Genomic DNA, 12,145 nt, shown 5'->3' with positions numbered 1-12,145 from the left:
CCCTCGCCGTGGTGCCCGCTCGGGTTCCGCAGCCGATGGCAGCACTGTAAACGAGGGTTAACTTTCTGGGAAGAAGTGCCGGTGAATCGCGCCTGAAACGAGCCGCATCAATGATCCGGCGACGAACCGGGACTAACCAAGCGGGTCGCCGGTCACTGCGCGGTCCAGCCACCGTCCACGTGCAGCACGCTGCCGGTGACGTAGCTCGCGGCGTCCGAGGCCAGGAACAGCACCGCGCCGACCACCTCCTCGGGACGGCCGAAGCGGCCCATCGGGATGCGGTCGCGCAACCGCTTCGACCACTGCTCGTGGCCGCGTAGCCCCTCCGTCATCGGGGTCTCCAGGTAGCCGGGCGCGACCGCGTTGACGCGCACGCCGGCCGCCGCCCACTCCAGCGCCAGCGTGCGGGTGAGCTGCTCGACGCCGCCCTTGCTGGCGCTGTACGCGGCCAGGCGCGGGAAGCCGACCTGACCGTGCACGGAGGACATGTTGACGATGCTGCCCGCGCCCTGTTCGACCATGAGCGCACCGGCCGCGCGGGCGCAGACGAACACGCCGGACAGGTTGGTGTCGATCACCTGCCGCCAGTCACCGAGACTCAGCCGCTCGCTGCGGTGCAGCGCCGGGCTGATGCCGGCGTTGTTGACGAGGACGTCCAACCGGCCCCAGCGCTGCCGCGCGAGGCCGACGACGGCGTCGGCGGCGGACTCGTCCGCGACGTCCCCGGCGACCACAGCCGCCGTGCCGCCGCCGGCCGCGATCCGGTCCCGCACCTCGTCCAGCGCGTCCGGCCGCCGGGACTGGAGGATCACCGACGCGCCGGCCCGCGCCAGCCCTTCGGCGATCGCCGCGCCGACGCCCTGGCTGGCTCCGGTCACCCACGCGACCCTGCCCGACAGCATCCCCTCGACCACCGCCACCGTGGACTCCCCTCATCGCAAACCATCGACAGATGTCGTCATGAGCCTTGTGGACACCGTTACCACGTGCTCTCATGTGATACACGGGCGCAACATTTGTTTCACCGTATCAGTGGCCTCGACCCCGAGGAGTGAGCGTGGAACCGGTAAGCAGGCGCAAGATGTTGAAGGCCGGCGGGGCACTGGGAGCGCTCGGCGCGTTCAGCGTCGCCGCTCCGGCACAGGCCCGGTCGGCGTGGACCTGGTCTCCGACGGGATCAGTGGCCGGCGCCGGCGCGGGCGTGGACCCCCGCTGGGTGTGGGACGAGGAGGCCGACCCACTCGTCGCCTCCCTCCTGGACCGGGGCGAGGCACCACTGGTCAACCAGCTGCTGCGGACGTGGACGAAGAACGGCCAGCCGCTGCCCTCCGGCCTCCCGGCGGACGTCCGCGCGTTCATCGAACGCGCACGCGTGCTGCCGTCCTGGGTGGACCAGGGCAAGCTGGCCACCGCCGTGCGCTTCAACGAGAAGCGCGGCCTCTACCTCGGCGTGCTCTACGGCCTGGCCAGCGGCATGATGAGCACCGTCATCCCGAAGGAGGCGCGCGCCGTCTACTACTCCAAGGGCGGCGCGGACATGAAGGACCGCATCTCCAAGACCGCCAAGCTCGGGTACGACATCGGCACCGCAAACGCCTACCAGCCCGACGGCTCGATGATCGTGACCGCCGTGAAGACCCGGCTCGCGCACGCCGGTGTGCGTCACCTCCTGCCGCAGTCGCCCGAGTGGGCCGACGTCGCGCCCGAGGACATCCCGATCAGCCAGCGCGACATGATGGTCACCTGGCACAGCCTGCCGACCACTGTGATGCGGAAGCTGACCGACTGGCGGGTGCCGATCCCCGCCGCCGAGTCGACCGCCTTCCTGCACCTGTGGCAGGTGGCCGCGCACATGCTCGGCATCAGGGACGAGTACATCCCCGCCACGTGGAGCGAGGCGAACTCCCAGGCCGGCGAGGTCCTCGACCCGATCCTCGCGCCCACCCGCGAGGGCAACGCGCTCGCCGACATCCTGCTCGGCCTCGGCAAGGAGATCGACGCCGGGCTGCTCAGCAAGCCCATCCTCGGCTCGTTCACCCGGTTCATGCTCGGCAACCAGATCGCCAACTGGCTGGAGATCCCGCGCGACCTGCTCTGGGACACGCTGCTGCGGACGAGCTGGGGTCCGTTCATCGCGGTCCGCGAGGCGCTGCTGCCGTTCCCGCTCGCACCGGAGTGCTACTGGTTGTTCGACGAGTTCCTGCGCAAGCTCGCCCTGCTGTTCCTCTCCGAGGGGCAGTCCATAAACATCGAGATCCCGCTCGGCAACCGCGAGTTCTGACCACCGCGTCGCGGTGGGCACCATGACCGCGCCCCTCCCCCCGTTCCTGGGGTACGTGCTGGCCGCGCCGGTCCTCGTGGCCGCGGCCGAACTCAGCGCCGCGTACCCGGCCGCCCGGACGCCGTCGCCGGACGTGGCCGGACTGCTCGGCCTCGGCGAGATCATGACGGCGGCGGCCCTGCCCGGGGCGGCACTGATCTCCGTCGAGGTCGGCCCGGACGGGACCGTGTCGTTCACGCTGCCGCCGGACCGGTACGACCGCGACACCTCGGCCGCCGAACTGATCGCCGACGGGCTGTCGGTGCCGCGCCGCCGCGTTCGTGTGCCACCGCCACGGCCGGCAGCGGGCCGGGCGCGTGGCGCACCCCATCCGGCCGTCGGAACCCGTACCCCGGTCCGGGTCGCCGTGGCGGTGGCCCGGCGGCGGCTGCTGGAGGCCGCGTCGGCGGCGCTCGGTACGCCCGTCGCCGGCCTGCGGCTCACGGCCGGCGCCGTCACCGACCGCGCCGGCCGCCGCCTCGACATCGGCGCCCTCGCCGCCACCGCGGCCAGCACCAGCACCATCGCGGTGACTGTCGACCTCACGTCACGGTGACCGCGCCGCCGATTCAACGGCCCTCTGCCGGGTAGCAGTCCGATGGACGGCACCGGAGAGGGGACAGACAGGCATGAAGGCACTGACCTGGCACGGCAAGCGGGACGTCCGCGTCGAGGACGTCCCGGACCCCCGGATCGAGGAGCCGACCGACGCGATCGTCCGGCTCACCTCGACCGCCATCTGCGGTTCCGACCTGCACCTGTACGAGGTGCTCGGGCCGTACCTGAAGCCCGGCGACATCCTCGGGCACGAGCCGATGGGCGTCGTCGAGGAGGTCGGGCCCGGCGTGACCCGGCTCAAGAAGGGCGACCGGGTGGTCGTCCCGTTCAACATCTCCTGCGGCTCGTGCTGGATGTGCGAACGGCAGCTCTACGCGCAGTGCGAGACCACGCAGGTGACCAGCCAGGGCAAGGGCGCGTCCCTGTTCGGCTACACCTCGCTGTACGGCTCGGTCCCCGGCGGCCAGGCCGAGTACCTGCGCGTCCCGCAGGCCCAGTTCGGCCCGATCAAGATCCCGGACAGCGGCCCGGACGAGCGCTGGCTATACCTCTCCGACATCCTGCCCACCGCCTGGCAGGCGGTGAAGTACGCCGACGTCCCGCCCGGCGGCACGCTCGCCGTGTTCGGGCTCGGCCCGGTCGGGCAGTTCAGCGCCCGGATCGGCCGCCACCTCGGCGCCGGCCGGGTGATCGGGCTCGACCTGGTGCCGGAGCGGCTGGAGATGGCCCGCCGCCACGGCATCGAGGTGCTCGACGTCAGCCAGCTCGACGACGTACCCGGAACGCTCATCGACCTGGTCGACGGGCGCGGCCCGGACGCGGTGATCGACGCGGTCGGCATGGAGGCGCACGGCGCGCCGCTGGGCAAGATGGCCCAGACCGCCGCCGGGCTGCTGCCGGACAAGCTGGCCCAGGCCATGACCGACAAGGCCGGCGTGGACCGGCTCGTGGTGCTGCACGCCGCGCTCAAGGCGGTACGGCGCGGCGGCACCGTGTCGATCTCCGGCGTGTACGGCGGCGAGCAGGACCCGATGCCGCTGATGGAGATGTTCGACAGGGGCATCCAGCTACGCATGGGCCAGTGCCACGTGCGGCGCTGGGTCGACGAGATCATCCCGCTGCTGGAGCGCGACGACGACCCGCTGGGCGTGGAGGACCTGCGGACCCACCGGCTGCCGCTGACCGACGCGCCGCAGGCGTACGAGATGTTCCAGAAGAAGGAGGACGGCTGCGTCAAGGTCGTGCTCGCGCCGTGACCCGGACGGTGGTCGTCACCGGCGCGACCAGCGGGATCGGCCGGGCGACCGCCAGGGAGCTGGCGGGCCGCGGGGACCGGCTGGTCCTCGCGGCCCGCTCCCCCGCCACGCTCGACGAGGTGCGCGACGAGTGCCGGGCGGCGGGCGCGCGGGCGATCGCCGTACCGATGGACGTGACCGAGCCCGGCGCGTTGGCCGCGCTCGCCGACGCGGCGCAGGCCGAGTTCGGCCGCGTCGACGCCTGGGTGCACACCGCCGCGGTGATGTCCTACGGCCGCTTCGACGAGACGCCGGCCGAGGTGTTCGAGCAGGTGGTCCGCACCGACCTGCTGGCCGCCGCGGCGGTGGCCCGGGAGGCGCTGCGCCGGTTCCGGGACGCCGGCGGCGGCACGCTCGTGCTCACCGGCTCGGTGCTCGGGCACATCACCGCGCCCTACATGAGCGGCTACGTGGCCGCCAAGTGGGGCCTGCAGGGACTGGCCCGCACGCTCCAGCAGGAGGCGCGGGAGACGCCGGGCGTCGCGATCTGCCTGGTCAACCCGGGCAGCGTCGACACGCCCGTCTACCGGCAGGCGGCCAACTACCTGGGCCGGATCGGCCGGCCGCCGCCCCCGATCGCCTCGCCCGAACGGGTGGCGCGGGCCATCGTCGGATGCCTCGACCGGCCGCGTCGGGAGGTGTCGGTGGGCCGGCTCAACGTGGTCATGCGCTTCGGGTTCACCGTCCTGCCCGGCGTGTACGACGTGCTGGTCGGGCCGCTGATGCGCCGGGCCGGGCTGACCCGGACGCCCGTCGCCGCGCACCAGGGCATCGTGTTCACGCCCAACCCGGCTGGCGAGGCGGTCCGGGGCGGTTGGCTGCCCGACGTGTCCCAGGTGGTCCGGGCCGTGGGCGGACGCGCGGCGACAGTGGCGTCCGCGGTGCGCCGCCGGGTGCCCTGACCGTCGCGGGGGTGGCTGTCGCGCGGGCGGGCCGTCGCGTGGGCGGGCCGGGACGACTGTGGTTACCGTGTACGGCGGGACACGGCGGAGGGATAAGCATGGGGCAGGCAACGGGGCAGGAACCGGACCGGACGCGCGGCGGGCGGGTGTGGAAGCTCGCCGGGCTGGCCGCCGTCGCCGGGCTGGCCTGGGCGGCGCGGGACGTACCGGCGCAGCTCGGCGGCCGGCTCACCGGCAATCGGGCGGAACGGGCGGCCCGGTCACCGCGCTTCCGCGACGGCACCTTCCACAACCCGGCCGGCGCCAGCGCCACGATGGTCGCCGACCCGGGCCGCAACCTGCTCCGGGAGCTGATCTTCGGCAAGCAGAAGCGGCGGCCGGGCAGCCCGGTGCCGCTGCTGCGCCCCGGCGCCGCACCGGCCACCGACCCGGCGCGCGAGCTGAACGTCGTCTGGTACGGCCACGCCTCCACGCTCGTCGAGATCGAGGGACACCGGGTGCTGCTCGACCCGGTGTGGAGCGACAGGTGCTCCCCGTCCGGGCTGGTCGGCCCCCGGCGCATCCACGAGCCGCCGGTCCGCCTGACCGACCTGCCCCCGCTCGACGCGGTGCTGATCTCGCACGACCACTACGACCACCTCGACATGGAGACCGTCCGCACGCTGGCCGACCTCCAGTCCGCGCCGTTCGTGGTGCCGCTGGGCGTCGGCGCCCACCTGGCCCGCTGGGGCGTACCCGAGCACCGCATCGTCGAGCTGGACTGGTCGGAGAGCCACCGGGCCGGCAGCCTGACGCTCACCGCGACCGCCGCGCAGCACTTCTCCGGGCGCGGGCTGCGCCGCGACGGCACGCTCTGGAGCTCCTGGACGATCACCGGCACGCACCGGAAGGTCTTCTACACCGGCGACTCCGGCTACTTCGACGGGTACGCCGCGATCGGCGCCGAGCACGGCCCGTTCGACCTGACGCTCATGCAGATCGGCGCGTACGACCGGGCGTGGCCGCACATCCACATGTTCCCGGAGGAGGCGGTCGCCGCCCACCTCGACGTACGCGGCGGGCTGCTGGTGCCGGTGCACTGGGGCACGTTCAACCTGGCCCTGCACGACTGGTCCGAGCCGGTGGACCGGCTCTGGGCCGAGGCGAAGGCGCGCGACGTGCGGCTCGCGGTGCCGCGTCCCGGTGAGCGGGTGGTGGTCGACGAGCCGCCGGCGGTGGACGGGTGGTGGCAGTCGGTCGCCTGACCCGGAGCTGTCCCTGGGTGGCGCTGCCGCCTTCGTGCTCTGAGCCGGCTCAGAGCACGAAGGCGTCCGTCCACAGCGCGCCGGAGCGGCCCGACAACGCGTCGAGCATCGCCACCGCCTGACCGTCGGTGAGCTGCGCGACGAAGTCGATGATCGCCCGGCCACGGGCCCGGCCGATCCGGTCCGGGGTACGCGGGTGCAGCTCCGCCTCGGCCAGCTCCACCAGGTCGTGCAGGCGGCGCGGCAGCCGGGACTCCTCGTCCGGGTCCAGCAGCCACTCCCAGAGCGCCTCCACCAGCGTGCCCAGCAGCCGGGCCTGGCCGCGCTGGTGCAGGGCCAGGTCCGGGCGGGCCAGCACGAACCGGTGGTGCACGAACTTGAGCACCTGCACCTCGTGCCACTGCGCCTTGGCCAGCAGCACGTATCCGGAGCGGACGTGCGGCTCCGGGGTGACGGTGATGGCGTCCACGAAGCGGGTGGTCCAGCGGGCGGAGAACCGGGCCACGTACTGCTCCGCCTCGATCGAGCCGTCGAACGGCAGCGCGAGCAGCCCTTCCACCAGTTCCTCGCGTACGTGCTCGACAGCGGCGGCGAACGCCTCGTCGTCGGCGATCCAGGCGTCCTTGCGGTGCAGTTGCCGGCGCAGCCGCTCGATCGCCGCTCCCGGCCGCCGGCCCGCCGCCTCCAACGCGGGCGCGGTGATCGACCGCAGGTGCCCGCACTCGCGCTGCCAGGCCATCAGCTCGGCCGCCACAGCGCCCTGCTGGAGCACTCCGACGCGGTAGAAGTCCTCGACGTCGTGGATCGCGTAGGCGATGTCGTCGGCCGTGTCCATCACCGACGCCTCGGGCGTCTGCTGCCAGTCCGGGATGCGCCCGGCGAACGGCTCCCGCGCCTGACGCAGGTCGTCCAGCTCGGTGCGGTACGCGCCGAACTTCACCGAACCGCTCTCCGGATCCTCCGGCGGAGCCGCCGCGCCCCGGGGCGCGGGGTCGAGGTGACGCGGATGCGGATCGGGGTGGTCCAGCCGGGTCCACGGATACTTCAGCATGGCCGCCCGGACCGCCGCGGTCAGGTCCAAGCCGGTGGTCGCCGCGCCGCGGATCTCGGTGCTGGTGACGATCCGGTACGACTGGGCGTTGCCCTCGAAGCCGTCGGCCAGCCCGAGCCGCTGGCGGGCCAGCCGGTCGAGCACCCGCTCCCCCAGGTGCCCGAACGGCGGGTGCCCGAGGTCGTGCGCGAGCGCGGCGGCCTCCACCACCTCCGGGTCGCAGCCGCCGAGCTTGTCCAGCAGGTCCCGATCGGCCGGGTCGGCGATGAGCCGCTCGGCGATCGCCCGGGCCACCTGGGCCACCTTCAGGCTGTGGGTGAGCCGGTTGTGCACGAGCAGCCCGGACCCGCCCGGGCTGATCACCTGGGTCACCCCGCCCAGCCGGGTGAAGAACGGCGAGCCGACGATCCGGTCCCGGTCGGCCCGGAACGGGCCGGCGGCCAGGTCGCCGAGCGCCCGGGCGCTGCCGCCGAACAGCCGCCGGGCCCGCGGATCCGCAGGTGCCTCCATGATCGCCACGCTAGCGCAGCCGGCGGCGGGCCGGGCACAGCCGGTCGGAGGCGAACGGCACAATGCAGGGCGGAAACCACCCGAGAAGGCGGATGACAATCGTGACCCAGTCTGTGCACCAGCGGATCGCCGAGGAACTCGGCGTCGCCGAACGGCAGGTACGGGCGGCAGTCGAGCTGCTCGACGGCGGCGCCACAGTGCCGTTCATCGCCCGCTACCGCAAGGAGGCCACCGGCCTGCTCGACGACGCGCAGCTGCGCACGCTGGAGGAGCGGCTGCGCTACCTGCGCGAGCTGGACGAGCGTCGCGCGGCGGTGCTGGAGTCGATCCGCAGTCAGGGCAAGCTCGACGAGGCGCTGGAGGCGCAGATCCTCGCCGCCGACTCCAAGTCCCGCCTGGAGGACATCTACCTGCCCTACAAGCCGAAACGGCGCACCCGCGCGCAGATCGCCCGCGAGGCCGGGCTGGAGCCGCTCGCGGACACGCTCCTGGCCGACCCGGCGCAGGACCCGAAGACGGTCGCCGCCGGGTTCGCCGACCCGGACAGGGGCGTCGCGGACGCCGCTGCCGCCCTGGACGGGGCGCGGGCCATCCTGATCGAGCGCTTCGCCGAGGACGCCGACCTGATCGGCACGCTGCGCGAGCAGATGTGGTCGCGGGGCCGGCTGGTCTCCCGGGTACGCGACGGCCAGGAGACCGCGGGCGCGAAGTTCGCCGACTACTTCGACTTCGCCGAGCCGTACCCGAAGCTGCCCTCGCACCGCATCCTCGCCGTGTTCCGGGGCGAGAAGGAGGGCGTGCTGGAGCTGACCATGGACCCGGAGGCCGACGGCGACGCCGACGCCACCGGACCGAGCCGCTACGAGGCCGCCGTGGCCGGACGCTTCGGCATCAGCGACCAGGGGCGGCCCGCCGACAAGTGGCTGGCCGACACGGTGCGCTGGGCCTGGCGTACCCGGATCCTCATCCACCTCGGCGCCGACCTGCGGATGCGGCTGTGGCAGGCGGCCGAGGAGGAGGCCGTCCGGGTCTTCGCCACCAACCTGCGCGACCTGCTGCTGGCCGCGCCGGCCGGGGCGCGGGCGACGATGGGCCTCGACCCGGGCCTGCGGACCGGTGTGAAGGTGGCGGTGGTCGACGCCACCGGCAAGGTGGTCGCCACCGACACGATCTATCCGCACGAGCCGCGCCGGCAGTGGGACGCCTCGCTGCACACGCTCGCCACGCTCGCCGCCGCGCACGGCGTCGAGCTGGTCGCGATCGGCAACGGCACCGCCAGCCGGGAGACCGACAAGCTCGCCGGTGACCTGATCAAGCGGCACCCGGAACTGAAGCTGACGAAGGTGGTGGTCTCCGAGGCCGGTGCGTCGGTCTACTCCGCCTCCGCGTACGCCTCGCAGGAGCTGCCCGGCCTGGACGTCTCGCTGCGCGGTGCGGTGTCGATCGCCCGTCGCCTCCAGGACCCGCTGGCCGAGCTGGTGAAGATCGACCCGCGGTCGATCGGTGTCGGGCAGTACCAGCACGACCTGTCCGAGGTGAAGCTGTCCCGCTCGCTCGACGCGGTGGTCGAGGACTGCGTCAACGCGGTCGGCGTGGATGTCAACACCGCCTCCGCGCCGCTGCTCACCCGGGTGTCCGGCATCGGCGCCGGGCTGGCCGAGAACATCGTGCTGCACCGCGACGCCAACGGGCCGTTCCGCACCCGGGCGGAGCTGAAGAAGGTGCCGCGGCTCGGGCCGAAGGCGTTCGAGCAGTGCGCCGGCTTCCTGCGCATCCCCGGCGGCGACGACCCGCTGGACTCCTCCAGCGTGCACCCGGAGTCGTACCCGGTGGTGCGCCGCATCCTCTCCTCCACCGGGCAGGACCTGCGCGCGCTGATCGGCAGGTCGGCCATCCTGCGCGGCCTGCGCGCGACCGACTTCGTCGACGAGACGTTCGGCCTGCCCACCGTCACCGACATCCTGGCCGAGCTGGAGAAGCCGGGCCGCGACCCGCGTCCGGAGTTCCGTACCGCGACGTTCGTCGAGGGCGTGGAGAAGATCAGCGACCTGACGCCCGGCATGGTGCTGGAGGGCGTGGTGACGAACGTGGCCGCGTTCGGCGCGTTCGTCGACGTGGGCGTGCACCAGGACGGACTGGTGCACGTCTCGGCCATGTCGCACACCTTCGTGAAGGACCCGCGCGACGTGGTGAAGTCCGGCGACGTGGTGAAGGTCCGGGTACTCGACGTGGACGTGCCGCGCAAGCGGATCTCGCTGACGCTGCGGCTGGACGACGAGGCGCCGGCCGGTGGCCGTCCCGCCGCCAAGGGTCCGGGCGGCGAGGAGCGCGGCGGCCGGCGCGGTGGCGGGCAGCGCGGCGACGGCGGTGGGCAGCGGGGTGACCGCGGCGGACAGCGCGGCGACGCCGGCGCCCGGCGTGGCGGCCAGGGCGAACGGGGCGGCTCACGCGGTGGTCCGTCGCAGCGGCAGGGACGAGGCGGCGGATCGGCGGCACCGGTGAACGACGCCATGGCCGAGGCGCTGCGCCGCGCCGGCCTGGCCTGACGGTCCGCGGCCGCCGGTCGGGCTGACGTCACGAACGAGTCAGCTCGACCGGTGCCCGCCCGACGACGGATCGGTCCGGGCGGACGCCGGGTCACGGTCGGCCCGCTGCCGGGGCACCGGCTGCCGGGACCGCCGCGCCACACGCCGCCACCAGGAGCGCTGGACCAGCAGCGTGAGCAGACCCGCCAGCACGATGGCGGCCAGGTTGACGACCAACTGGAGCGCGGAACCGGCCGCCTCGTGCCAGACGCCGTACGCGGCGGCGACCGCCACGTTCGCGGCCGCCGGCACGGTGGTCACCGAGATCAGGACGCCGACCAGGGAGCCGGACTTCTTCGAGGTCAGCGACAGCATCCCGGCGATGCCGGCGAGCAGGCCGACCACCCACGACAGGGCGTCCGGGCGCCAGATGAAGTCCGTCAACGGCCGCTCGGCCAGCAGCATCTCCCGGCTCACCAGACCGGCCGCGTCCAGCGCCCAGGTGCTGACCACGGTGGCGAGCATCGCCGCCACGAAGCCGACAACGAGCGCCTGCACCGACCGGACGACGACGCCCCCCTTGCCGCGCAGCAGCGCCACGCATAGCGCCGCGAGCGGGCCGAACTCCGGGCCGACGACCATCGCGCCGACGATGAGGATGGGCTGGTCGAGCAGCACGCCGATGCCGGCGATCATGGTGGCGACGACGATCAGCGCCAGGAAGATACCGGTGAGCACCGTCTGCTCACCCGTCTTCGCGGCGACCTCGTCCCAGATCAGGGCGTCGTCACCGTGGCCCGGGGCCGCCTCGGCGGCCCGGTCCGCTGCGGCCGAGAGGGTCAGCTCCACGTCGTCGGCGGCGATCGCCCCGCGCGCCTCGACCCCCATCTCCCGCAGCCGGCGCAGGACACCGTCGGCGCTCTCCCGGACCACGTCGCAGGTGATGTAGTCGCCGGCCGGCTGACGGGCCGCGCCCGGCAACACCACCAGGTGGGTCACGCCGGGCTCCGCGGTAAGCATGTCGGCGATGTCGGACGAGCGGTCCGCTGGTGCGATCACCCGGATGTGCAGCACGGACCAGGCTCCTCGATGGGCGCGACGGACGTCAGCACTCTAGACGATCCGCGCGAGGGCGGCAGGAGGTCGCGCGACGGCCCGGCACGCCTCCCCCGCCCGGAGCGGCCGCGGGGCGGGCGCGGCTGTGGGCGTACCCTCGCGGTCGTGGGTGCCGACGACGAGCGGTGGCGGGAGCGGCGACGCCACGCGGTGCGGGCGCACGCCGAGGCCGACGCCCGGCAGCGCGCCGCGGAGCAGGCCGAAGCCGCGGAGTTGGTCGCCCGGTTCGCGGCCGAGGCCGCCCGGCGCGGCCTGCGCACCGAGCGGCTCGTGGCCACGCCCTACAGCGGACGCGGCCGTTACCGCACCCCGCTGGTCGGCTGGTACGTGGACCGGGCCCGGAGCCGGGCGGTGGACACCGAGGGCCGCTACTACCTGCTGACCGTGCCGGCCGGGCTGCGCGCCCGGCTGCTCGGCGCCCGGCCGGAGCCGTCCACGCCGTCACTAGTCATCGGCCGCGGCGGGCGCGACGGGGAGTCCCTTCCGCTGACGGCGTTGCTCGGCGCGCGCCTCGAAGCGGGCGACGACTGGCCCTGACCCGGCCCGGTCACCTGTCGACACCGTCCCGGCCGATCCTCGTTACCCAGAACGGACGACACGTGGCCGGCCGCCAGCGGGGCGGCC

General features: G+C 73.8%; 10 protein-coding genes. 7 read left to right on the top strand and 3 right to left on the bottom strand.

What is annotated here, in order from left to right; genetic code table 11:
* Window positions 1–152: 152 nt before the first annotated feature.
* Entirely contained in the window at window positions 153–902 is a 750-nt protein-coding gene (locus tag IRY44_RS14595) for an SDR family NAD(P)-dependent oxidoreductase (RefSeq protein ID WP_228532141.1), read from the bottom strand.
* A gap of 155 nt (window positions 903–1,057) precedes the next feature.
* Between IRY44_RS14595 and IRY44_RS14590 the strand changes: the two genes are divergently transcribed.
* From IRY44_RS14590 to IRY44_RS14570, 5 genes are all read left to right on the top strand, one after another.
* Entirely contained in the window at window positions 1,058–2,281 is a 1,224-nt protein-coding gene (locus IRY44_RS14590) for an oxygenase MpaB family protein (protein WP_194800935.1), read from the top strand.
* 22 nt (window positions 2,282–2,303) lie between these two features.
* A complete protein-coding gene (locus IRY44_RS14585) occupies window positions 2,304–2,876 on the top strand; it encodes an isoquinoline 1-oxidoreductase (RefSeq protein WP_194800934.1) in 573 nt (190 codons plus the stop codon).
* A gap of 73 nt (window positions 2,877–2,949) precedes the next feature.
* Entirely contained in the window at window positions 2,950–4,134 is a 1,185-nt protein-coding gene (locus tag IRY44_RS14580; protein ID WP_194800933.1) for a zinc-dependent alcohol dehydrogenase, read from the top strand.
* Entirely contained in the window at window positions 4,131–5,075 is a 945-nt protein-coding gene (locus IRY44_RS14575) for an SDR family NAD(P)-dependent oxidoreductase (protein ID WP_194800932.1), read from the top strand. The genes IRY44_RS14580 and IRY44_RS14575 overlap by 4 nt, the downstream gene beginning before the upstream one ends.
* A 98-nt stretch (window positions 5,076–5,173) precedes the next feature.
* Window positions 5,174–6,319, top strand: coding sequence for an MBL fold metallo-hydrolase (locus tag IRY44_RS14570; protein WP_194800931.1), 1,146 nt, complete (start codon window positions 5,174–5,176; stop codon window positions 6,317–6,319).
* Between the two features lie 49 nt (window positions 6,320–6,368).
* Here IRY44_RS14570 and IRY44_RS14565 read toward each other — a convergent pair whose 3' ends face one another.
* Window positions 6,369–7,880, bottom strand: a complete 1,512-nt coding sequence (locus IRY44_RS14565; RefSeq protein WP_194800930.1) for a deoxyguanosinetriphosphate triphosphohydrolase family protein — start codon at window positions 7,878–7,880, stop codon at window positions 6,369–6,371.
* 101 nt (window positions 7,881–7,981) lie between these two features.
* Between IRY44_RS14565 and IRY44_RS14560 the strand changes: the two genes are divergently transcribed.
* Entirely contained in the window at window positions 7,982–10,426 is a 2,445-nt protein-coding gene (locus IRY44_RS14560) for a Tex family protein (RefSeq protein WP_370584939.1), read from the top strand.
* Between the two features lie 39 nt (window positions 10,427–10,465).
* Here IRY44_RS14560 and IRY44_RS14555 read toward each other — a convergent pair whose 3' ends face one another.
* Complete coding sequence (locus tag IRY44_RS14555) at window positions 10,466–11,479, bottom strand: DUF389 domain-containing protein (protein ID WP_194800928.1); 1,014 nt, start codon at window positions 11,477–11,479, stop codon at window positions 10,466–10,468.
* A gap of 147 nt (window positions 11,480–11,626) precedes the next feature.
* Between IRY44_RS14555 and IRY44_RS14550 the strand changes: the two genes are divergently transcribed.
* The gene (locus IRY44_RS14550; RefSeq protein ID WP_194800927.1) at window positions 11,627–12,058 is read left to right on the top strand and encodes a hypothetical protein; all 432 of its coding nucleotides are present in this window, start codon (window positions 11,627–11,629) and stop codon (window positions 12,056–12,058) included.
* Window positions 12,059–12,145: the final 87 nt, after the last annotated feature.

The sequence above is a fragment of the Micromonospora sp. ANENR4 genome (assembly GCF_015354395.1).
Taxonomy (GTDB): Bacteria; Actinomycetota; Actinomycetes; order Mycobacteriales; family Micromonosporaceae; genus Micromonospora; species Micromonospora aurantiaca.
The sequence above is the reverse complement of the archived record's forward strand: the minus strand, read 5'-3'. Positions and strand labels throughout refer to the sequence as shown.